The sequence below is a fragment of the Pseudomonas sp. E6002 genome (assembly GCF_013385565.1).
In the GTDB taxonomy this organism is placed as follows: domain Bacteria; phylum Pseudomonadota; class Gammaproteobacteria; order Pseudomonadales; family Pseudomonadaceae; genus Aquipseudomonas.
Map to the genome: position 1 here is coordinate 378,696 of NZ_JACAPT010000001.1, position 22,895 is coordinate 401,590.

18 protein-coding genes are annotated in these 22,895 nt (G+C 59.8%); 14 read left to right on the top strand and 4 right to left on the bottom strand.

The features are described from left to right. Positions 1-13 precede the first annotated feature (13 nt). The 3 genes from HX815_RS01925 to HX815_RS01935 all read left to right on the top strand — a co-directional run bounded on the left by HX815_RS01925 (position 14) and on the right by HX815_RS01935 (position 4,000). Positions 14-919 (top strand): DUF808 domain-containing protein, encoded by a 906-nt coding sequence (locus HX815_RS01925; protein WP_177019608.1) that lies wholly within the window; start codon positions 14-16, stop codon positions 917-919. Between the two features lie 34 nt (positions 920-953). Then, a complete protein-coding gene (locus tag HX815_RS01930; RefSeq protein ID WP_177027734.1) occupies positions 954-1,937 on the top strand; it encodes a GlxA family transcriptional regulator in 984 nt (327 codons plus the stop codon). A gap of 71 nt (positions 1,938-2,008) precedes the next feature. Further along, on the top strand, positions 2,009-4,000 hold the full coding sequence (locus HX815_RS01935) for an FUSC family protein (RefSeq protein ID WP_177027735.1): 1,992 nt from the start codon (positions 2,009-2,011) through the stop codon (positions 3,998-4,000). A gap of 30 nt (positions 4,001-4,030) precedes the next feature. On the opposite strand, the gene HX815_RS01940 is transcribed toward HX815_RS01935, so the two are convergent. Together HX815_RS01940 and HX815_RS01945 are read right to left on the bottom strand one after the other, a co-directional pair. Next, positions 4,031-4,819 carry a VacJ family lipoprotein gene (locus HX815_RS01940; RefSeq protein WP_003210582.1) on the bottom strand — a complete coding sequence of 263 codons (789 nt, stop codon included), beginning with the start codon at positions 4,817-4,819 and terminating at the stop codon, positions 4,031-4,033. Continuing rightward, positions 4,812-6,110, bottom strand: coding sequence for a hypothetical protein (locus HX815_RS01945; protein WP_003210581.1), 1,299 nt, complete (start codon positions 6,108-6,110; stop codon positions 4,812-4,814). Before HX815_RS01945 ends, HX815_RS01940 begins: the two co-directional genes overlap by 8 nt. Before the next feature lie 236 nt (positions 6,111-6,346). On the opposite strand from HX815_RS01945, the gene HX815_RS01950 reads away from it, so the two are divergent. After that, a complete protein-coding gene (locus HX815_RS01950; protein WP_003210580.1) occupies positions 6,347-6,715 on the top strand; it encodes a hypothetical protein in 369 nt (122 codons plus the stop codon). 98 nt (positions 6,716-6,813) lie between these two features. Here the strand turns inward: HX815_RS01950 and HX815_RS01955 are convergent, their stop codons facing one another. Beyond that, positions 6,814-8,367, bottom strand: coding sequence for a glycosyl hydrolase family 17 protein (locus HX815_RS01955; protein WP_177027736.1), 1,554 nt, complete (start codon positions 8,365-8,367; stop codon positions 6,814-6,816). Between the two features lie 330 nt (positions 8,368-8,697). On the opposite strand from HX815_RS01955, the gene HX815_RS01960 reads away from it, so the two are divergent. The 3 genes from HX815_RS01960 to HX815_RS01970 all read left to right on the top strand — a co-directional run bounded on the left by HX815_RS01960 (position 8,698) and on the right by HX815_RS01970 (position 11,756). Next, a complete protein-coding gene (locus HX815_RS01960) occupies positions 8,698-9,549 on the top strand; it encodes a glycine betaine ABC transporter substrate-binding protein (RefSeq protein ID WP_008433997.1) in 852 nt (283 codons plus the stop codon). 240 nt (positions 9,550-9,789) lie between these two features. Further along, positions 9,790-10,101 carry a DUF485 domain-containing protein gene (locus HX815_RS01965; RefSeq protein ID WP_003210577.1) on the top strand — a complete coding sequence of 104 codons (312 nt, stop codon included), beginning with the start codon at positions 9,790-9,792 and terminating at the stop codon, positions 10,099-10,101. Next, a complete protein-coding gene (locus HX815_RS01970; RefSeq protein ID WP_003210576.1) occupies positions 10,098-11,756 on the top strand; it encodes a cation acetate symporter in 1,659 nt (552 codons plus the stop codon). Before HX815_RS01965 ends, HX815_RS01970 begins: the two co-directional genes overlap by 4 nt. Before the next feature lie 164 nt (positions 11,757-11,920). On the opposite strand, the gene gltA is transcribed toward HX815_RS01970, so the two are convergent. Next, a complete protein-coding gene (gltA, locus tag HX815_RS01975) occupies positions 11,921-13,210 on the bottom strand; it encodes a citrate synthase (protein WP_003210575.1) in 1,290 nt (429 codons plus the stop codon). Between the two features lie 363 nt (positions 13,211-13,573). Between gltA and sdhC the strand changes: the two genes are divergently transcribed. The 7 genes from sdhC (at position 13,574) to lpdA (ending at position 22,708) form a co-directional block, all read left to right on the top strand. Beyond that, on the top strand, positions 13,574-13,948 hold the full coding sequence (gene sdhC, locus HX815_RS01980; protein WP_008433998.1) for a succinate dehydrogenase, cytochrome b556 subunit: 375 nt from the start codon (positions 13,574-13,576) through the stop codon (positions 13,946-13,948). After that, the gene (sdhD, locus tag HX815_RS01985) at positions 13,942-14,310 is read left to right on the top strand and encodes a succinate dehydrogenase, hydrophobic membrane anchor protein (RefSeq protein ID WP_003210573.1); all 369 of its coding nucleotides are present in this window, start codon (positions 13,942-13,944) and stop codon (positions 14,308-14,310) included. The genes sdhC and sdhD overlap by 7 nt, the downstream gene beginning before the upstream one ends. Positions 14,311-14,313: 3 nt before the next feature. Next, a complete protein-coding gene (gene sdhA / locus HX815_RS01990; RefSeq protein ID WP_003210572.1) occupies positions 14,314-16,089 on the top strand; it encodes a succinate dehydrogenase flavoprotein subunit in 1,776 nt (591 codons plus the stop codon). Positions 16,090-16,100: 11 nt separating this feature from the next. Beyond that, positions 16,101-16,805: a succinate dehydrogenase iron-sulfur subunit gene (locus HX815_RS01995; RefSeq protein WP_003210571.1), complete on the top strand. Its 705-nt coding sequence runs from the start codon at positions 16,101-16,103 to the stop codon at positions 16,803-16,805. Between the two features lie 262 nt (positions 16,806-17,067). After that, complete coding sequence (locus HX815_RS02000; RefSeq protein WP_003210570.1) at positions 17,068-19,899, top strand: 2-oxoglutarate dehydrogenase E1 component; 2,832 nt, start codon at positions 17,068-17,070, stop codon at positions 19,897-19,899. A 44-nt stretch (positions 19,900-19,943) separates the two neighbouring features. Then, entirely contained in the window at positions 19,944-21,176 is a 1,233-nt protein-coding gene (gene odhB, locus HX815_RS02005; protein WP_008434003.1) for a 2-oxoglutarate dehydrogenase complex dihydrolipoyllysine-residue succinyltransferase, read from the top strand. Positions 21,177-21,271: 95 nt separating this feature from the next. Next, positions 21,272-22,708: a dihydrolipoyl dehydrogenase gene (lpdA, locus tag HX815_RS02010; protein ID WP_003210568.1), complete on the top strand. Its 1,437-nt coding sequence runs from the start codon at positions 21,272-21,274 to the stop codon at positions 22,706-22,708. Positions 22,709-22,895 lie beyond the last annotated feature (187 nt).

Sequence of the window (22,895 nt, forward strand, 5' to 3'; positions counted from 1 at the left end):
GGAAGCCCGAGCCATGGCAGGAAGCAGTTTGCTGGTATTGATCGACGACATCGCCGCGGTGCTCGACGATGTGGCGTTGATGACCAAGATGGCCGCGAAGAAAACCGCCGGCGTGCTGGGGGACGACCTGGCGCTGAATGCCCAGCAAGTCTCCGGGGTGCGCGCCGAGCGGGAAATTCCGGTGGTGTGGGCGGTGGCCAAGGGCTCGTTCGTCAACAAGCTGATTTTGGTGCCGGCTGCGCTGCTGATCAGCGCGTTTGCGCCGTGGGCGGTCACGCCGTTGTTGATGCTGGGCGGCGCTTACCTGTGTTTTGAAGGTTTCGAAAAACTCGCCCATAGCTTCTTCCACAAACGCACCGAAGAGCAGGCGCACCTGGTGGAAGCCGTGGCGGATCCGGCCACGGACCTGGTGGCCTTCGAGAAGGACAAGATCAAGGGCGCGATCCGTACCGACTTCATCCTCTCCGCCGAAATCATCGCCATCACCCTCGGTACCGTGGCCGATGCACCGCTGATGCAGCAAGTGATCGTGTTGTCGGGTATCGCCATCGTCATGACCATCGGCGTCTACGGCTTGGTGGCCGGTATCGTCAAACTCGATGACCTGGGCCTGTGGCTCACCCAGAAGCCCGGCCAGGCGGCGCGCAGCATTGGCGGGGCGATCCTGCGGGCGGCGCCGTACATGATGAAAAGCCTGTCGGTGATCGGTACGGCGGCGATGTTCATGGTCGGCGGTGGCATCCTGACCCATGGTGTGCCGGTGGTGCATCACTGGATCGAGACCGTGAGCCAGAGTACTGGCGGCCTGGCGTGGTTGATGCCGACGTTGCTCAATGCCGTGGCGGGGATCATTGCCGGGGCCGTGGTGTTGGCGGTGGTCAGCGTGCTGGGTAACCTCTGGAAGCGTGTGAGGGCATAGGCATTTGATCGAGCGACGGCAATTCAGCGGGGGCATGAAAGGCAAGAACCTCCGCTACCTGAATGAAAATCCCGGCGAGGCCCGTCAGACGGTGCGTGCGGGATTTGTGTTGCTCGAACATTTCTCGCTGCCGGCGTTTACCCAGGCGCTGGATACGCTGATCACCGCCAACCTGCTGCGGCCCGCTTCTTTTTCTACCTCGACCTTCGGCTTGCGGGAAGGCGAGGTGATCAGTGACCTGGGGCTGGTGATCCGGCCCGATGCGCGGCTTGAGTCTTCGCTGCTTAAAGAGTTGGACCTGTTGGTGATATGCGGTGGCTATCGCACTGAACTGAAGGCTGCGGAGGAGTTTATCCACCTGCTGAAAAGCGCCTCGGAGCAGGGTGTGAGCCTGGCCGGTTTGTGGAATGGTGCGTGGTTCCTGGGGCGTGCGGGATTGCTGGGCGGCTACCGCTGCGCCGTGCACCCGGAACATCGCCCGGCCCTCGCTGATTTCTGCAAGGCGACGCAGGTCAGCAGCGAACCCTATGTGATTGATCGCGACCGGCTGACGGCATCGAGCCCTTCCGGTGCGTTTCATATGGCGCTGGACTGGATCAAGGGGCAGTACGGCAAAGCGCTTGTGGAGGGGATCGAGGACATCCTGGCGTTTGAGGAGTCGCGCTACCGGCGGGTGAAACCCACGGAAAACGTGTGCTTGAGCGCGCCCCTGCGCGAGGTGGTCAACCTGATGGACGCCAACCTCGAAGAGCCTCTGGAGCTTGAGCAACTGGCCGTTTATGCGGGCCGTTCCCGACGCCAGTTGGAGCGTTTGTTCAAGGAGCAGCTTGGCACCACGCCCCAGCGTTATTACCTGGAACTGCGCATCACCGAGGCCCGTCGGCTGCTGCAACACACCGAGCTGTCCCAGGTGGATGTGCTGGTGGCCTGCGGGTTTGTCTCGCCGAGCCATTTCAGCAAGTGCTACAGCGCCTACTTTGGCTACAGGCCATCCAAGGAAAAGCGCCTGGTCAAATAGCCTGAGATTGGCATTCGCCACAAATATAGATACGATGCTAATCATTAGCTTGCTATCTATATGTAGGTTTAATGAAATCCTCCACCTTCCAGCTCCCTGATTTCTGGCAGGCGACGTTGACCCCGTCCCGTAGCGATCTGCTGTTTGCCTTGCGCAACATGATCGCCGGCGGGGTCGCGTTGTACCTGGCCTTCTGTTTTGACTTGCAGCAACCGCAATGGGCCCTGACCACCGTATTTATCGTGGGCCAGTCCACCAGCGGCATGGTCCTGGCCAAAGGCGCCTATCGGCTGGTGGGTACGTTTGTCGGGGCCATGGTTTCCATCGCGATGATCGGCGTGTTTGGCCAGGCGCCGTTGTTGTTCCTGCTGTGCATGGCGCTGTGGCTGGCGTTTTGTACCACGGGGGCATCCTTGCTGCGCAATCATGCGTCCTATGGGTTTGTGCTGGCGGGTTACACCACGGCGATTATTGCGCTACCCGCTACGGCGGCACCGCTGGGAGTGTTCGATGAGGCGGTGGCACGCTGCCAGGAGATCAGCCTGGGGATTCTTTGTGCCTCCATCGCCAGTACGATTCTGTGGCCGCGCCGGGTCGAGCAGGTGCTGGCGGTTCAGGCGCGCGCCGCCTGGCAGGCAGGGGTGCGGGCTGCCGCTTCGGAGCTGTTGGGTACCGACCAGCGTAAAGGCTTGCTCGAAGCATTGAGCCGCCTGGTGGCGGTGGACAGCCAGCGCGACCATGCCTGGTTTGAAGGGCCCAAGGGCCGGCGCCGCTCCCAGGCCTTGCGGGTGCTCAGCCGTGATCTGCTTAGCCTGCTGCGGGCGGCGCGGGGCGTGGCGCGCCAGCGGATGATGCTCGATGAAACGGCGGCGGTCGGGCCACTGATTGAAGCGGTGGCTTTGGCGTTGCAGCAGGAGCGCCTTGATGAGCTGCCCGGGTTGTCACAACGGCTTGGCCTGGCGTTGCAGGATCCGCATCTTGGCCAGGAGGCGCACTTTTGCCTGGTGCAACTGGCGCAGGTGTTGCGCTTGATTGAGCTGGGTGCATTGACGCTGTCGGCGGTCGAGCAGGGCAGGGTGCCGCCCGGCGCACCGGGGGCGATGTCCTGGCACCGGGATATCGAGCAGGGGGTGCTTGGCGGGCTGCGCAGTGCGTTGGCGTTTCTGGCGGTCGCGGCGTTTTGGATCTTTACGGCATGGCCTTCGGGTTTGGGCGCGGTATCGATTTGTGGCGTGGTGTTGAGCCTGTTTGCAGCGCGGGAAAACCCGTCGGCTTCCAGCCTTAACTTCCTCAAGGGCATAGCGCTGTCGATCCCGGTGGCCGGTTTTGTGTGCTTCGTGCTGTTGCCCGGCTTCGATGGCTTTCCCTTGTTATGCCTGGCGTTGGGAGTGCCGCTGTTTTTCGCCTCGTTGTGCATGAGCCGCCTCAAGCTGGCGGCCACGGCCTCGGCGTTCTGCATCTTTTTCGTCAACAACGTCGGGCCCAGCAATGTGATGACCTATGACTTCGCCGCGTTCCTCAACAAGGCCATCGCGACGCTGGTGGGTGTCGGGATTGCCGTGGTGGTGTTTCGGCTGATCCAACTCAATCCCGGCGAGCATCACTATCGGCGGATGTTCAAGGCGTCGCTGTTCGACCTGGCGCAATTGACTTCCCGTCCCCTGGAGCAGGCTGAAAGCTGGTTTGGCGGGCGCATGGCGGACCGGCTGATTCGCCTGTCGCGCTACAGCGAAACCTTGCCTGCCGATCGCCGTGTCCACTGGGATAACGGATTGCTGGGGCTGGACCTGGGGGACGAGTTGCTGGAGTTGCGCGCCTGCCTGGCGGACAGCCGGGGTGCGTTGGCGATTGAGCGCGATCGCTATTTGCGGGCATTGGAGTCGGTGTTGGAGGAGGGTGGACCGAGCGTGGCGAATGAGTCGCTGATGGATGCGGCCAGCGTTGCGATGCTTGAAGCGCTTGAACAGCCTTCGGGATTGGCGGAGCAGGATCGGGAAATGGCCAGGGCGGCGGTACTGCAATTGCGGTTTACGTGGCGTAAGTGGTGTCGGCGGGGGGTGTAGGCGCTGGCAAGCCAGCGCCTACACGGGGCATTACTCGGCGATCTGCAACTTGCGCGCCTCGGTGTACACGTAGCGCACCTTTTCATACTCGAACGGCGAGTTCATCTGGCCGTAGCGGAAGCTGGTCTGGTAGCGCTTGTCGACGGCGCGCAGGGCCCAGATTTCCGGGTGGTTTTCGCTGACCTTGGACACGTTCAGGAAGTTGATCTCGGTCTCGGCGCCGTAGTCCACCAGCAGGCCGGTGGTATCCCGCAGGTTCGACGGACCAAACAGCGGCAGCACCAGGTAGGCGCCGCCCGGTACACCGTAGAAGCCCAGGGTCTGGCCGAAGTCTTCGCTCTGGCGCGGCAGGCCCATGGCGGTGGCCGGGTCCCACAGGCCGGCGATGCCAATGGTGGTGTTGAGCAGCAGGCGGCCGGTGGTTTCCAGGGAACGATGGCCCTTGAGCTGCAGCAGGCTGTTCAGCAGGTTGGGTACATCCCCGAGGTTGTTGAAGAAGTTGCTGACGCCGGTACGCAGGAAGCTCGGGGTGACATAGCGGTAACCGTCCACCACCGGCAGGAACACCCACTGGTCGAAGCGGTAGTTGAAGTGGTAGACCCGGCGGTTCCACGACTCCAGCGGGTCGTAGACATTCAGCGCGTTGACCGACGAGCGCTCGAACTCACGCTGGTCCAGGCCAGGGTTGAACTTGAGGTGGCTCAGGGGCTCCTTGAAGCCGTCGGAGTCCACTACGGTCGGCGTGTGGGCCTTGCTGTTGTCGGCATTGGCCACGCCCGCGCACATCAGGGCGGCGAGCAGCAGAAGATATTTAGCCACGGAAGAACTCCAGCATGGCGTCGGCGTTGACGCGGTAGTTGAGGTTGCCGCAATGGCCGCCCAGGGGGTAGACGGTCAAGCGATCGCCGAAGGTTTTACGCAGGAAGCCAAGGTCGCCAGGGCCCAGGATCACGTCGTCGGCGTTGTGCATGACGGCGATTTTCGGGCTGTCGTGCAGGTAGTCCTTGAGGGCATACAGGCTGACCTGGTCAACCAGTTGCAGCAGGCTGCCGCCGTCGGAACGGGCGCGCCACATCGGGATCACCTGTTCGGTGAGGTAGCAGTCGAAGTCGCACTGCAGCGCACGCTTGAGGAACGGGGTGAGGCTGGTGCCTTCGCTGATCGGGTACTTGGGCGGGATGATCAGGCCGCGACGGTTGATCAGGTCCGAGGTGAAGGCAATATCGGCCGCCGAGAAGCGGAACGAAGTGCCGATCAGCATCGCCATCTGTTCGTTGGTTAGGTGTTCCTTGGAGTTCTGGAAGTCGTAGAGCAGGGCATCGTTGAGGTCGATGTAGCCCTTTTGCTGGAAGTAGCGGGTCAGCTTGTTCAACACCAGCTCATAGAAGGTGGTGCTGTTGTTGATGCCCTTGACCTCGGTCTGCACCAGCTTGTCGAGGTTGGTGATCGAGGTATAGAGGTTGACCGGCGGGTTCAGCAGCAGGACTTTCTTGAAGTTGAAGCTGCGACGGGTTTCATCCAGCTTGCTGACAAAGGCTGCGTCGAGGGCGCCGAGGCTGTAGCCGGTGAGGTAGAAGTCGGTCACGGGCAGCGTCGGGTTTTGCGCGCGTACGGCCTGCATCACGCGGTACATGTCTTCGGCGTCTTCCTGGCTGATGCCGGGAGTGGCGAAGCGCGAGGCGGCGGCGATGAAGTCGAAGCTGGTGGGGGACGACAGCTGGACGACGTGGTAACCGGCCTTGTAGTAGAGCTTTTTCAGATATTCGTTGATGGTGCTGTCAAAGCGTGCGCCGGTGCCGGCGATCAGGAAGATCAGCGGTGCGGCACGGTCCTGCTTGGCGATGCGGTAGGTGAGTTTCTTCACCGCCCAGAAGTTGTCAGGCAGGCTGAACTCGCGCTCGGGGCGCATCGTCAGGGTGTAGTCGGACTGATTGATTTGATCGTCCGATGGCAGTTCCGGCCGCAGGTTCGGCGGGGTGGTGGCGATGGTCGCTTCAAACGGGTTGGTCAAAGGGTAGCCATAGCTGGCCTGGTCGATATCGACCGCCAGTGCTGACGCACTCAGAAAAAGGCTGCCCAACAGGGCCGCACAGCGCAAGGAACGGAGCATGACTAAATCCCTAAGAGGAAAACGTGCTGAAGTGGAGTTCGCAGGCTATGACCACCGCGTTGCTGCCGAAGTGCCAGCCTTCGGCACTAAAAGTCGGAAAAAACGTCGGAATCGGGGTAATAGTAGCGAGACGATACACTTTGGCACGCCTTAATGAACACTTATCTGTTTGCAAAACTTGCCAACGGCCACCGGGGGATTAAGCTGGGCGCCGTTTTCGCCTATCGGAGTGCCCCATGTCCCGCCGTTTTCCGCTGATCCTGTTGCTTATTGCCCTGCCGCTTTGGCTGGCCGCCAGTTATGGCGCGCGTTACGGATTCATGGAGGATGGCCGTTGGGTGGGCATTTGCGCTGACGAAGCCAGCCGCTGGGAATGCCAGGTGCGTTCCAACCTGGGGTTGATGATTCACTTCAAGGTGCTGGGCTGGGCGGCACTGGTCACGGCGGTGCTGGCGTTTTTTGTGCCGGGCCGGGCCGGGTGGGGATTGGCCGTGTTGGCGCTGGTGTTCGGGTTTCCGGCGTTGGCGTTGTACAACACGACCTTTGCGGTGTTTGCGGTGGTGATTGCGGGGTTGCGGTTGGTCCGTAAGCCTCGCGTTGCCTGACAGGGCCTCTTCGCGAGCAAGCCCGCTCCCACATTTGACCGAGTACATCCCTTGGAATGCGGTCGAGTGTGGGAGCGGGCTTGCTCGCGAAAGCGGTCTTAAGCCTTGCGCACCCGCAAGCAACGCCACAATGCTAGGACCATGAGCAGGCTCACCACCGCCCAACCCCACGCCTGCTGGTTCATCAACCCTTCACGGAACAACTGCGGCGCAATACCGGCACCGATGATGAACGCCAGCAACGCAATCTCCCGCCGCAGCCCGCTCACCGGACGCACCAGGTACACCAGCGCTGGCAGCACCAGCGCGGCACTCGGGAAGCTGCGGTAACGCGGGTCAAATACCAGCGCCAGCATCATGACCGCACCGGCAAACCCGGCGATTGCCACCAGCCAGCCAGCGCGCTGCTCCAGCCAGTTGAAGGCGCGTTCGCGCCAACCTTCTCGCGTACTCAACGCCAGGGCGGCGTGAGCCAGTACCGCAAGGTTCAAGGCCACCAGCAATCCAGCCCACACCCACTCATCCGTGAAGCGCGCGGTGACCCGGTTCAACTCGGCCCAGGTGCCGATCGAGCAGGCCGCCACGGCGCCCAGCAATGGCAACAACAACGCAGCCCGGGCCGTGCGCACGCGGCCACCCAGCAGCAGCGTGCCCAGCAGGATGATCCCGCCAACCCCCAGCCACAGCGGCCAGTACGGCACATTGGTCACCGGGCCGGCGAGCACGCCCTTGTCCTGGCGATCCGCATCAAACAGGCCCCAGTAACCCCCCACCGCCCCTTCACTGGCACGTTTCCACGGCTGGTCAAAGGCTTCGATCAGGTTGTAGTGCCAGCCATTGGCTTCGGCCATGGCCACGAACCCGCGCATGAATTTCGCTTCGTTGACCCGGCTCGGCACCGCCGTTTCCCGCTGGCGGCCTTCGCTCGGCCAGCCGGTCTCGCCGATCATCACGTCCTTGGGCGCGAACTTGTTGCCGAAGGTCTGGCGCACATCGCCCACGTGCTTGAGCGCCTGGTCGATGCCCGAGGGGTCATCTTCCCAGTAAGGCAGCAGGTGGATGGTCAGGAAGTCCACGGCCGGGGCGATTTCCGGGTGTTGCAGCCAGAACTCCCACACATCGGCATAGGTGACCGGTTGCTTGATATGGTCCTTGACGTGATGGATCAACTTGACCAACTGCCCGGCGGTGACTTCCTTGCGCAGCAGGGTTTCGTTGCCGACGATCACCGAGGTGACGACGTCGGGGTTGGCATTGGCCGAAGCGATCAGTGCCTCGACTTCCTTGGCGGTGGCCACCGGATCACTGCTGACCCATGCGCCGCTCATCAGCTTCAGGCCGTGTTTGCGCGCCAGTGCCGGCAAGTCTTCAAGGCCGGTCTGGGAGTAGGTGCGAATGCATTCGAAACGGGTGGCCAGCAACGCCAGGTCGGCATCCATGCGCTCGGGGCGCAGTTTGAACGGCTGGTCGAATGGCGACTGGTCTTTGTCGAAGGGCGTGTAGGACGCACATTGCAGCTTGTGGCTGGCGCTGGCCACGTCCGGCAGCACCACCGGTTGGCCAAGGCCGTACCAATAGCCGCCGAGGGCCAGCACACCGAGAATCAGGGCAAATAAATAGGGCAGGAGCGGGAAACGTGCAGTCGCGGGCATGATCAGGCCGTCTGGGGGCAAAGGCGCGCATCTTACCCGGATTTGAGCCGTCCCAGTGGGGCCGCATAATTTTGACATGCAAAGTTCGGGCGGGATCGTCGGTGAATGTCCTACAAATCATCCTGCTGGCGATGTGATGTCGTTTCTTGCTTACCTGAGGTCGCAGTCAGAGCAGGTCGCTTGTGGCAGCAGGTTGATGATCGAAGTGTCAGCCCTCCACTGATGAGGCACCCACGTGATCGATGCGCGTGAAGGGGGCGCGGTGCACCACATAACAACAGGTTGACGTCGCTCGGCATCCGCCGGGCGCAGCACTTTCGGGGAAGCACTATGAAGATGCGACGACTCTTGGGCGCAGCTGCCACTCTGGTAGTTGCGATGAGCTCCACACTGGCCAGCGCCGACAGCAAAACCCTGAGCATCGGCTATGTGGATGGCTGGTCGGACAGTGTCGCCACCACCCACGTGGCGGCAGAAGTGATCAAGCAAAAGCTCGGTTATGACGTGAAACTGCAAGCGGTCGCCACCGGGATCATGTGGCAAGGCGTGGCCACCGGCAAACTCGACGCCATGCTCTCCGCCTGGTTGCCGGTGACCCACGGTGAATACTGGGCCAAGAACAAGGACAAGGTGGTCGACTACGGCCCCAACTTCAAGGACGCCAAGATCGGCCTGATCGTGCCTGAGTACGTGAAAGCCAAATCCATCGAAGACCTCAAGACCGACACCACCTTCAAGAACAAGATCGTGGGTATCGACGCCGGTTCAGGTGTGATGCTCAAGACCGACGAAGCAATCAAGGCCTATGGCCTGGACTACAAGCTGCAAGCCAGTTCGGGCGCGGCGATGATCGCCGAGTTGACCCGTGCCGAAGACAAACAGGAATCCATTGCGGTCACCGGCTGGGTGCCACACTGGATGTTCGCCAAGTGGAAACTGCGTTTCCTGGACGACCCAAAAGGAATTTATGGTGCTGCTGAGACCGTCAACAGCATCGGCAGCAAAGGCCTGGAAAAGAAAGCCCCGGAAGTCGTGGCGTTCCTGAAGAAATTCCAGTGGGCCTCCAAGGATGAAATCGGCGAAGTCATGCTGGCGATCCAGGAGGGCGCCAAGCCTGAAGCGGCAGCCAAGGACTGGGTGGCCAAGCACCCTGAGCGCGTCGCCGAGTGGACCGCTAAATAAGGCGTTAAAACTGTAGGAGCGAGCTTGCTCGCGAAGAACGCAAGGGCACCGCGATCATCCAGAATGAACGCGTTACCGTTGACGTTTTTCGCGAGCAAGCTCGCTCCTACAATTGTTTCTGCACACCCGTAAACCCTCGCTACACTCCTTCTACTACTAAGGTCGTCTGGAACCTGTTCCTCAGCCGCATACAGTGGATATGTTCCAATAATAAAAAGCTGTGCTGCGAGGATAAAAACAATGAACGACAGCATTTACCTCTCGATTCAAAACAGCCCGCGTTTCAAGGAGCTGGTTAGTAAAAGGGAAAGATTCGCCTGGATTCTCTCGGCAATCATGCTTGGGCTTTACTCCGCTTTCATTCTTCTGATTGCCTATGGGCCGCAAATACTGGGGGCCAAGATCAGCCCCGGTTCGTCCATCACGTGGGGGATCCCTATCGGGGTCGGGCTGATTGTGTCGGCCTTCGTCCTCACCGGCATCTATGTACGACGCGCCAACGGCGAATTCGACGACTTGAACAATGCGATTCTCAAGGAGGCTGCGCAATGATCCGTCGTCTATTGGCTGTACTCGGCGCTTCGGCCTTTGCACCTGCCGTTTGGGCGGCCGATGCACTGACCGGCGAAGTGCATAAACAACCGCTGAATATCGCAGCGATCCTGATGTTCGTGGCCTTCGTCGGCGCGACCTTGTGCATCACCTACTGGGCGTCCAAGCGCAACAAGTCGGCGGCCGACTACTATGCGGCCGGCGGCAAGATCACCGGATTCCAGAACGGTCTGGCGATTGCCGGTGACTACATGTCGGCAGCCTCCTTCCTGGGAATTTCCGCGCTGGTGTTCACCTCCGGCTACGATGGCCTGATCTACTCCATCGGCTTCCTGGTGGGCTGGCCGATCATTCTGTTCCTGATCGCCGAGCGCCTGCGTAACCTGGGCAAATACACCTTTGCCGACGTGGCGTCCTATCGCCTGGGGCAAACCCAGATCCGCAGCCTGTCGGCCTGTGGCTCTTTGGTGGTGGTGGCGTTCTACCTGATCGCGCAGATGGTAGGCGCGGGCAAGCTGATCCAGCTGCTGTTCGGCCTGGATTATCACGTCGCGGTGATCCTGGTAGGCATCCTGATGTGCCTCTATGTGTTGTTCGGCGGCATGCTGGCGACCACCTGGGTGCAGATCATCAAGGCAGTGCTGTTGCTGTCCGGTGCCTCGTTCATGGCGCTGATGGTGATGAAACACGTCAACTTCGACTTCAACATGCTGTTTGCCGAGGCGATCAAGGTTCACCCTAAAGGTGAAGCGATCATGAGCCCGGGCGGCCTGGTGAAAGACCCGATTTCGGCGTTCTCCCTCGGCCTGGCACTGATGTTCGGTACCGCCGGCCTGCCGCACATCCTGATGCGCTTCTTCACTGTGAGTGACGCAAAGGAAGCTCGCAAGAGCGTGCTGTATGCCACTGGCTTCATCGGCTACTTCTATATCCTGACCTTCATCATCGGCTTCGGCGCGATCCTGCTGGTCAGCACCAACCCGGCGTTCAAGGATGCTGCAGGTGCCTTGCTCGGCGGTAACAACATGGCGGCGGTGCACCTGGCCAACGCGGTGGGCGGCAGTATCTTCCTGGGCTTCATCTCGGCCGTGGCGTTTGCCACCATCCTGGCAGTGGTTGCCGGTTTGACCCTCGCGGGTGCTTCGGCGGTGTCCCATGACCTGTACGCCAGCGTGATCAAGAAAGGCAAGGCCAACGAGAAGGATGAGATTCGCGTATCGAAGATCACCACCATCGCCCTGGCAGTACTGGCGATTGGCTTGGGCATCCTGTTTGAAAGCCAGAACATCGCGTTCATGGTGGGCCTGGCGTTCTCCATTGCGGCCAGCTGTAACTTCCCGGTGCTGCTGCTTTCCATGTACTGGAAAAACCTCACCACCCGCGGTGCGATGATTGGTGGCTGGCTGGGCTTGATCAGTGCCGTTGGCCTGATGATCCTCGGCCCGACCATCTGGGTCTCGATCCTGCACCATGAGAAGGCGATCTTCCCTTACGAGTACCCGGCGCTGTTCTCGATGATCATTGCGTTCATCGGCATCTGGTTCTTCTCCATCACCGACAAGTCGGCGGCGGCAGAGAAGGAACGTGCGCTGTACTTCCCGCAGTTTGTGCGTTCGCAGACTGGCCTGGGGGCGAGTGGGGCGGTTAGCCACTAAACCTGTAACAGTTACAAAAAAATGCCCCGGTCGTGAGATCGGGGCTTTTTTTTGCCTTTATTGGTAACAGATACGACAAAACTGTTTCTCAAATCCGGCACAAATAAAAACGGCCTCCCTATCACAAAGGAGGCCGTTTTCGGTGTAGCCAAGTAGCGATCAGCTTACTTGCGGTCTTCCAGCTTGGTGATGTCACGCGACTCGTAGCCGGTGTACAGCTGGCGCGGACGGCCAATCTTGTACGGGCTGGAGAGCATTTCTTTCCAGTGGGAGATCCAGCCCACGGTCCGCGCCAGGGCGAAGATCACGGTGAACATGCTGGTTGGAATGCCGATCGCCTTGAGGATGATCCCCGAGTAGAAGTCGACGTTCGGGTACAGCGAGCGCTCGATGAAGTACGGGTCGGTCAGGGCGATCTCTTCCAGGCGCATGGCCAGTTCGAGTTGCGGATCGTTCTTGATGCCCAGTTCCTTCAACACTTCGTCGCAGGTCTTCTTCATTACGGTGGCGCGCGGGTCGCGGTTCTTGTAGACCCGGTGACCGAAGCCCATCAACTTGAACGGATCGTTCTTGTCCTTGGCCTTGGCGATGAACTTGTCGATGTTCGAGACATCGCCGATTTCATCGAGCATGGTCAATACGGCTTCGTTCGCACCGCCGTGGGCAGGGCCCCACAGTGCGGCGATACCGGCGGCGATACAGGCGAACGGGTTGGCGCCCGAGGAGCCCGCCAGGCGCACGGTAGAGGTCGAGGCGTTCTGTTCGTGGTCGGCGTGGAGGATGAAGATCTTGTCCATCGCGGCGGCCAGCACCGGGCTGATCGGTTTGATCTCGCACGGGGTGTTGAACATCATGTGCAGGAAGTTTTCCGCGTACGTCAGGTCGTTGCGCGGGTACATCATGGGTTGGCCCATGGAGTACTTGTAAACCATTGCGGCCAGGGTCGGCATCTTGGCAACCAGGCGGATCGCGGAGATTTCGCGATGCTGCGGGTTATTGATGTCCAGGGAGTCGTGATAGAAGGCCGACAGGGCGCCGACTACGCCGCACATGACGGCCATCGGGTGGGCGTCGCGACGGAAGCCGTTGAAGAAGGTCTTCAACTGCTCGTGAACCATGGTGTGGTTCTTCACGGTGCTGACAAACTGGGCCTTTTGCTCAGCTGTTGGCAATTCGCCATTAAGCAGCAGGTAGCAGGTTTCCAGGTAGTCCGACTGTTCAGCAAGCTGTTCGATCGGGTAGCCGCGGTGCAGCAGGATACCGTTATCACCGTCGATATAGGTGATCTTCGACTCGCATGAGGCGGTCGACATGAAGCCTGGGTCGAATGTAAAACGGCCCGTGGCCGTCAGGCCCCGTACGTCGATAACATCGGGACCAACGGTGCCGGTTAAAATGGGCAGCTCGACGGGGGCTGCGCCCTCGATGATCAACTGCGCTTTTTTGTCAGCCATGTGGCCTCCTATTTATGCTTCAAATCATCAGACAGACCCCCCACGCAGGGCCCGCACCACTATAGTGAGATAAATTCAGATGTCAATTTGCCTAAAGTCTTGCTCCAGAAGGCTTTAACCGTACTTTTTCCTCGAAATTACCTGCCATTTACGCCTTTTATGCCGCCAGCGCAATGCGCTATTAGGGTGAGGAGTGCGCGTTGTCATTAGTTGCCTAACTGTCTATACTCGGCCTCCGACCGCCAGGGGCTTTTGGGCCCGTTTTGATGGGGGTCGCACTCCCTGGGTGGTGGTTACCTGACCAGTGCACTCCCCAACAACTTTGCCCTGATTGTTAGGGGCTCTTCAGTGTGAAAAAAAGCCGTGAATAGCCAACGACCTGTAAACCTAGACCTAAGGACCATCAAACTCCCCATCACCGGCGTAACGTCGTTCCTGCACCGTGTATCCGGCATCATCCTGTTTCTTGGCCTGGGCATCATGCTTTATGCATTGAGCAAATCCCTGGGTTCGGAAGAAGGGTACGCCGAGGTGAAGGCATGCTTGACCAGTCCGCTGGCCAAATTCGTCGCCTGGGGCCTCCTGTCCGCTCTGCTTTATCACCTTGTGGCCGGTATTCGCCACTTGATCATGGACATGGGTATCGGTGAGACGCTGGAAGGCGGCAAGCTGGGCTCGAAAATCGTCATCGCCATTTCCGTGGTGCTGATCGTTCTGGCGGGAGTTTGGATATGGTAACCAGCGTTACGAACCTGTCGCGTTCGGGCCTCTATGACTGGATGGCGCAACGTGTGTCTGCGGTTGTTCTCGCGGCTTATTTCATCTTCCTGATCGGGTACCTCGCGGCGAACCCTGGCATTGGCTACGCCCAATGGCACGGCCTGTTCGCTCACAACGGGATGCGCATCTTCAGTCTGCTGGCCCTTGTAGCCCTGGGCGCTCACGCCTGGGTTGGCATGTGGACCATCGCGACCGACTACCTGACGCCGATGGCGCTGGGCAAGTCCGCGACAGCAGTACGGTTTCTCTTCCAGGCAGTATGCGGCGTCGCGATGTTCGCTTACTTCGTCTGGGGTGTGCAGATTCTTTGGGGTATCTGATTCATGGCTAACACAGTTAATACGCTTTCATTCGACGCCATCATCATTGGCGGCGGCGGTGCCGGCATGCGCGCTGCGCTGCAACTGGCCCAGGGCGGTCACAAGACTGCCGTGATCACCAAGGTGTTCCCGACCCGTTCCCACACCGTTTCGGCCCAGGGTGGCATCACGTGCGCCATCGCCTCCGCCGATCCAAACGATGACTGGCGCTGGCACATGTACGATACCGTCAAGGGTTCCGACTATATCGGTGACCAGGACGCTATCGAATACATGTGCTCCGTAGGCCCGGAAGCGGTCTTCGAGCTGGAACACATGGGTCTGCCGTTCTCCCGTACCGAACAGGGTCGCATCTACCAGCGTCCGTTCGGCGGTCAGTCGAAAGACTTCGGTAAGGGTGGCCAGGCCGCTCGTACCTGTGCCGCAGCCGACCGTACCGGTCACGCGCTGTTGCACACCCTGTACCAGGCCAACCTGAAGGCCGGCACCGTATTCCTCAACGAATACTACGGCGTCGACCTGGTGAAGAACGAAGACGGTGCCTTTGTAGGCATGATCGTTATCTGCATCGAAACCGGCGAAACCTCGTACGTGCGGGCTAACGCCACCGTATTGGCGACCGGCGGTGCAGGCCGTATCTACTCTTCGACTACCAACGCCCTGATCAACACCGGTGACGGTATCGGCATGGCCCTGCGTGCAGGCGTTCCGGTACAAGACATCGAAATGTGGCAGTTCCACCCGACCGGCATCGCCGGCGCCGGTGTACTGGTTACAGAAGGTTGCCGTGGTGAAGGTGGTTACCTGATCAACAAGAACGGCGAGCGCTTCATGGAGCGTTATGCTCCGAACGCCAAAGACCTTGCCGGTCGTGACGTTGTAGCCCGTTCCATGGTTAAAGAGATCATCGCCGGTAACGGCTGTGGTCCCGATGGCGACCACGTGATGCTGAAGCTCGATCACCTCGGTGAAGAAGTGCTGCACAGCCGTCTGCCAGGCATCATGGAGCTCTCCAAGACCTTTGCCCACGTTGACCCGGCTGTTGCGCCGATCCCGGTTGTTCCAACTTGCCACTATATGATGGGCGGCGTTGCCACCAACATTCATGGCCAGGCGATCACCCAGGACGCCGACGGCGTTGACCAGATCATCCCTGGTCTGTTCGCGGTAGGTGAAGTGGCTTGCGTATCGGTTCACGGTGCCAACCGCCTGGGTGGCAACTCGCTGCTCGACCTGGTGGTATTCGGTCGCGCCGCCGGCCTGTTCCTGGAACAGACCCTGAAGGAAGGCGTTGATTACGCTCGTCCACGCCAGTCCGACATCGACGCTGCCCTGGCACGTCTGGATGGCCTGAACTCGCGTACCGATGGCGAAGACGTTGCCTCCCTGCGCAAAGAGCTGCAAAGCTGCATGCAGAACTACTTCGGTGTGTTCCGTACCGGCGAATACATGCAGAAAGGTATCGCCCAGCTGGCTGACCTGCGTACGCGCATCGCCAACGTCAAGATCAACGACAAGAGCCAGGCGTTCAACACCGCTCGAATCGAAGCCCTTGAGCTGCAAAACCTGCTGGAAGTGGCTGAAGCGACTGCGATCGCCGCCGAGGTTCGTAAAGAATCCCGTGGTGCTCACGCTCGTGAAGACTATGAAGACCGCGACGACGAAAACTGGTTGTGCCACACCCTGTACTTCCCGGGTGACAAGCGCGTAACCAAGCGTGCCGTGAACTTCTCGCCGAAGACGGTTCCGACGTTTGAACCGAAGATTCGGACTTACTAAGGGTGGCTGCCATGTTGAAAGTCAGTGTTTATCGCTACAACCCTGATCAGGACGCTGCGCCGTTCATGCAGGAATTCCAGGTCGATACCGGTGGTAAGGACCTGATGGTGCTGGACGTGCTGGCCCTGGTTAAAGAGCAGGACGAAGGTTTCTCCTATCGTCGCTCTTGCCGTGAGGGTGTCTGCGGCTCCGACGGCATGAACATCAACGGCAAGAACGGCCTGGCGTGCATCACGCCGCTGTCTTCCGTGGTGAAAGGCAACAAGTTGGTTGTTCGTCCGCTGCCAGGTTTGCCGGTTATCCGTGACCTGGTCGTCGATATGAGCATCTTCTACAAGCAATACGAGAAGGTTAAGCCATTCCTGCAGAACGACACGCCGGCTCCGGCCATCGAGCGTCTGCAGACTCCGGAAGAGCGCGAGAAGCTGGACGGTCTGTACGAGTGCATCCTGTGCGCTTGCTGCTCGACTTCCTGCCCGTCCTTCTGGTGGAACCCCGACAAGTTCCTGGGCCCAGCTGCCCTGCTGCAAGCGTACCGCTTCCTGGCAGACAGCCGTGACACCAAGACTGCCGAGCGTCTGGCTTCGCTGGATGACCCGTTCAGCGTATTCCGCTGCCGCGGGATCATGAACTGCGTCAACGTATGTCCCAAAGGCCTGAACCCGACTAAGGCCATTGGTCACGTACGTAGCATGCTGCTGCAAAGCGGCGTGTAACCGACGTTGTAGTAAAAGCAGGACCGTTGTGCCCGTAGATGCTACGGCGCAGGCTTCAACCGGCGCCGTAGTTTTAACTTGAGCAGCGACTTACAAAGACGCGGCTCTTATTTTGAAGAAATGAGACAAGCAGGGGCATTCGGGTTGGTACCCGAACTATCAGCGTGATCCTAAGTGGCTTGTTTTGGTCGCTGCACTTGGCCTTTTGCAAGCAAACTCGGTGTTTTCGCCGGTGGTGTCCCCAAATCGAGGGTGACCAAGCATGCAAGAAAGCGTGATGCAGCGCATGTGGAACAGCGGCTATCTTTCAGGTGGTAACGCTGCCTATGTGGAAGAGCTTTATGAGCTCTACCTGCACGACCCTAACGCTGTGCCAGAAGAATGGCGCACCAAATTTCAGACGTTGTCTTCAGACGGCAACGCTGCCACCGATGTATCGCACGCAACAATTCGCGATCAGTTCGTGCTGCTGGCAAAGAACCAGCGCCGCGCCCAGCCGGTTTCTGCCGCAAGCGTGAGCAGTGAGCACGAGAAGAAGCAAGTTGAAGTACTGCGACTGATCCAGGCCTACCGTATGCGTGGCCACCAGGCAGCCCAGCTTGACCCGCTGGGGCTGTGGCAGCGTCCTGCACCTGCAGACCTGTCGATCAATCATTACGGCTTGACCAATGCCGATCTTGATACGACCTTCCGTGCCGGCGACCTGTTCATCGGCAAAGAGGAAGCGAGCCTACGCGAAATTCACGAAGCGTTGCAGCAGACATATTGCCGCACCATCGGTGCCGAATTTACGCACATCACTGATTCCGAGCAGCGCCACTGGTTCCAGCACCGCCTTGAAGGCGTGCGTGGTCGCCCGGTGCTGTCTGCGGACGTCAAGAGCCACTTGCTCGAGCGCGTCACTGCAGCGGAAGGCCTGGAAAAATACCTGGGCACCAAATACCCGGGCACCAAGCGTTTCGGCCTGGAAGGCGGCGAAAGCCTGATCCCGATGCTCGACGAGCTGATCCAGCGTTCCGGTTCCTACGGCACCAAGGAAATCGTGATCGGCATGGCCCACCGTGGCCGCTTGAACGTGCTGGTCAACACCTTCGGCAAGAACCCGCGCGAGCTGTTCGACGAGTTCGAAGGCAAGAAGAAGGTCGAGCTGGGTTCCGGTGACGTTAAATATCACCAGGGCTTCTCGTCCAACGTAATGACCACCGGCGGTGAAGTTCACCTGGCCATGGCGTTCAACCCATCCCACCTGGAGATCGTTTCTCCAGTGGTCGAGGGGTCGGTACGTGCGCGCCAGGATCGTCGTAACGATTCCACCGGTGAGAAGGTCCTGCCGATTTCCATCCACGGTGACGCGGCGTTCGCCGGTCAGGGTGTGGTCCTGGAAACGTTCCAGATGTCGCAGACTCGCGGCTTCAAGACCGGCGGTACCGTTCACATCGTCATCAACAACCAGGTGGGCTTCACCATCAGCAACCCGCTGGACGCACGCTCTACCGAGTACGCGACCGACGTTGCCAAGATGATCCAGGCGCCGATCCTCCATGTGAATGGTGATGATCCGGAAGCCGTGTTGTTCGTGACCCAGTTGGCCATCGATTACCGCATGCAGTTCAAGCGTGACGTGGTCATCGACCTGGTCTGCTACCGTCGTCGCGGTCACAACGAAGCGGATGAGCCTAGCGGCACCCAACCGTTGATGTACCAGCAAATCACCAAGCAGCGCACCACCCGTGAGCTGTATGCCGATAGCCTGATCAAGGCCGGCGTGGTGGACGATGCACGTGTTCAGGCGAAGATCGATGAATACCGCAACGCGCTGGACAACGGCCTGCATGTCGTGAAAAGCCTGGTCAAGGAGCCGAACAAAGAGCTGTTCGTTGACTGGCGTCCGTACCTGGGCCACGCCTGGACTGCGCGTCACGACACCTCGTTCGATCTGAAGACCCTGCAGGAACTGTCGGCCAAGCTGCTGGAAATCCCAGACGGTTTCGTCGTACAGCGCCAGGTTGCGAAGATCTACGAAGACCGTCAGAAGATGCAAGCCGGCGGCCTGCCGATCAACTGGGGTTACGCTGAAACCATGGCGTACGCGACCCTGGCGTTCGAGGGTCACCCGATCCGCATGACCGGCCAGGACATCGGCCGCGGTACGTTCTCGCACCGTCACGCTGTGTTGCACAACCAGAAAGACGCGGGCACCTACATCCCGTTGCAGAACCTGTACGAAGGCCAGCCACGTTTCGACCTGTACGATTCGTTCCTGTCCGAAGAAGCCGTACTGGCGTTCGAATACGGTTACTCGACCACCACGCCTCAGGCGCTGGTGATCTGGGAAGCCCAGTTCGGCGACTTCGCCAACGGTGCCCAGGTGGTTATCGACCAGTTCATCACCAGCGGCGAGCACAAGTGGGGCCGTCTGTGCGGTCTGACCATGCTGCTGCCACACGGTTATGAAGGTCAGGGTCCGGAGCACTCCTCGGCCCGTCTGGAGCGTTACCTGCAATTGTGCGCCGAGCACAACATCCAGGTGTGCGTGCCGACTACCCCGGCCCAGATCTACCACTTGCTGCGTCGCCAGGTGATCCGCCCGCTGCGCAAGCCGCTGGTAGTGCTGACGCCGAAATCGCTGCTGCGTCATAAATTGGCCATCTCGACCCTGGAAGATCTGGCGGATGGTTCGTTCCAGACCGTTATTTCAGAAATCGACACCCTGGACGCGGCCAAGGTCACTCGCCTGATCCTGTGCAGCGGCAAGGTTTACTACGATTTGCTGGAAAAACGCCGTGCCGAAGGCCGCGAAGACATCGCCATCGTGCGGATCGAGCAGCTTTACCCGTTCCCGGAAGACGACCTGATGGAGGCCATCGCGCCTTACACCAACCTCACCAATGTGGTGTGGTGTCAGGAAGAACCGATGAACCAGGGCGCGTGGTACAGCAGCCAGCATCATCTGCGTCGCAGCATCGGCAATCACAAACAGGCACTGGGCCTGGAGTACGCCGGTCGTGATGCTTCTGCTGCACCTGCGTGTGGTTATGCGTCGATGCACGCCGAGCAGCAGGAAAAACTGCTGCAAGATGCTTTCACTGTTTAACGCCTTCGCGCTGACTGAAACCGAATTTTAAGGACCCACAGATAATGGCTATCGAAATCAAAGCCCCGTCATTCCCGGAATCGGTTGCCGATGGCACCGTTGCCACCTGGCACAAGAAACCAGGCGAGGCCGTCAAGCGTGACGACCTGATCGTCGACATCGAAACCGACAAGGTCGTGCTCGAAGTGTTGGCTGAAGCTGACGGCGTGCTGGGCGCAATCGTTGCCGAAGAAGGCGCTACCGTCCTGTCGAACCAGGTACTGGGCTCGATCGAAGAGGGCGGTGCTGCTGCCGCTGCTCCTGCTCCTGCCGCCGCTGCTGCACCGGCTGCTGCCGCAGCTCCAGCTGCTGCACCGGCTGCGGGTGGCGAAGATCCAATCGCTGCACCGGCTGCGCGTCAGCTGGCTGACGAAAACGGCATCAACCTGGCGTCCATCAAGGGCACCGGCAAAGATGGCCGTGTGACCAAGGAAGACGTGGTTGCCGCCGTTGAAGCCAAGAAAAACGCTCCAGCTGCTGCTCCTGCCAAGGCTGCTGCCCCGGCTGCCGCTGCTCCTGTGTTCGCCGCTGGCGACCGCACCGAGAAGCGCGTACCGATGACCCGCGTGCGTGCCACCGTGGCCAAGCGCCTGGTTGAAGCACAGTCGAACATGGCGATGCTGACTACTTTCAACGAAGTCGACATGACCGAAGTCATGGCCCTGCGTTCGAAGTACAAAGACCTGTTCGAGAAGTCCCACAACGGCGTACGCCTGGGCTTCATGTCGTTCTTCGTGAAAGCGGCCACCGAAGCGCTGAAACGCTTCCCGGCAGTCAACGCTTCCATCGACGGCGGCGACATCGTTTACCACGGTTATGCTGACGTCGGCGTTGCCGTCTCCAGCGACCGTGGCCTGGTGGTACCGGTTCTGCGTAACGCCGAGCTGATGAGCCTGGCTGAAATCGAAGGCGGCATCGCCAACTTCGGCAAGAAGGCCCGTGACGGCAAACTGACCATCGACGAGATGACCGGTGGTACCTTCACCATCACCAACGGTGGTACTTTCGGTTCGATGATGTCGACTCCGATCGTCAACCCGCCACAAGCTGCGATCCTGGGCATGCACAACATTCTGCAGCGTCCTATGGCGATCAACGGCCAAGTGGTTATCCGCCCGATGATGTACCTGGCGCTGTCGTACGATCACCGCCTGATCGATGGTAAAGAAGCCGTGACTTTCTTGGTGACCATCAAGAACCTGCTGGAAGACCCGGCTCGTCTGCTGCTGGATATCTGATAAAGCGGCGGTGCGCCGTACCACCCGGTCTGCCGCGAGGCAGGCCGGAGTGCGGCTCACGGCTTGAAGCTTTTAGCTAAAGAGGATTTTTTTTCATGTCGCAGAAATTTGACGTTGTAGTGATTGGCGCAGGCCCTGGCGGCTACGTTGCCGCCATCAAGGCCGCACAACTGGGCCTCTCGACTGCTTGCATCGAAAAATACACCGACAAGGAAGGCAAACTGGCGCTGGGCGGTACTTGCCTGAACGTTGGCTGCATTCCTTCCAAGGCGCTGCTGGACAGCTCCTGGAAATTCCACGAAGCGCAAGACGGTTTTGCCATCCACGGCATCAACCACGCTGGCGTGACCATGGACGTGCCAGCGATGGTCGGCCGCAAGGCCAACATCGTTAAAGGCCTGACTTCCGGCGTTGCTACCCTGTTCAAGGCCAACGGCGTTACTTCCCTGCAAGGCCACGGCAAACTGCTGGCCGGCAAGAAAGTTGAAATCACCAAGCCTGACGGTTCGACCGAAATCATCGAAGCCGAGAACGTGATCCTGGCTCCAGGTTCGCGTCCAATCGACATTCCACCGGCTCCGGTCGACCAGAACGTGATCGTTGATTCGACCGGCGCCCTGGAATTCCAAGCGGTTCCAAAACGTCTGGGCGTGATCGGCGCTGGCGTGATCGGCCTGGAACTGGGTTCGGTCTGGTCCCGCCTGGGTTCCGAAGTGACCGTGCTGGAAGCCCTGGACACGTTCCTGCTGGCTGCCGACACCGCAGTGTCCAAAGAAGCGCTGAAAACCCTGACCAAACAAGGTCTGGACATCAAGCTGGGCGCTCGTGTTACCGGTTCCAAGGTTAACGGCGAAGAAGTTGTCGTGACCTACACCGACAAGGATGGCGAACAGACCATCACTTTCGACAAGCTGATCGTAGCCGTTGGTCGCCGTCCGGTGACCACTGACCTGCTGGCTTCCGACAGCGGCGTGAACATCGACGAGCGTGGTTTCATCCACGTTGACGATCACTGCGCTACCACCGTGCCGGGCGTCTACGCCATTGGCGACGTGGTTCGCGGCATGATGCTGGCGCACAAGGCTTCCGAAGAAGGCATCATGGTTGTCGAGCGCATCAAGGGTCACAAGACCCAGATGAACTACGACCTGATCCCGTCTGTTATCTACACCCACCCGGAAATTGCATGGGTCGGCAAGAACGAACAGCAGTTGAAAGCTGAAGGCGTTGAAGTTAACGTCGGCACCTTCCCGTTTGCCGCTTCTGGCCGTGCCATGGCAGCCAACGACACCGGTGGTTTTGTCAAAGTCATCGCTGATGCCAAGACTGACCGCGTATTGGGCGTCCATGTGATCGGCCCAGGCGCAGCAGAACTGGTTCAGCAAGGCGCAATCGGTATGGAATTCGGCACCAGCGCCGAAGACATCGGCATGATGGTTTTCTCCCATCCGACCCTGTCCGAAGCGCTGCACGAAGCCGCGTTGGCAGTGAATGGCCATGCCATCCACATCGCCAACAAGAAGAAGCGCTAAGCGAGATAATAAGAAACCACGGCGGTTGCCCGTCGTGAGCCTTGTGCGCAAGACTCACCGCGGAATATCCGCTGGACGCAGTCTTGCGCAGTTTCACCACCCAGGGTTCAAGCCTTTGGTGGTTTGACTGTGCAAGCAGCAGTCACAGGTGGCGCGGCACTCAATAAAGAGCGCAGCGCCGAATGCG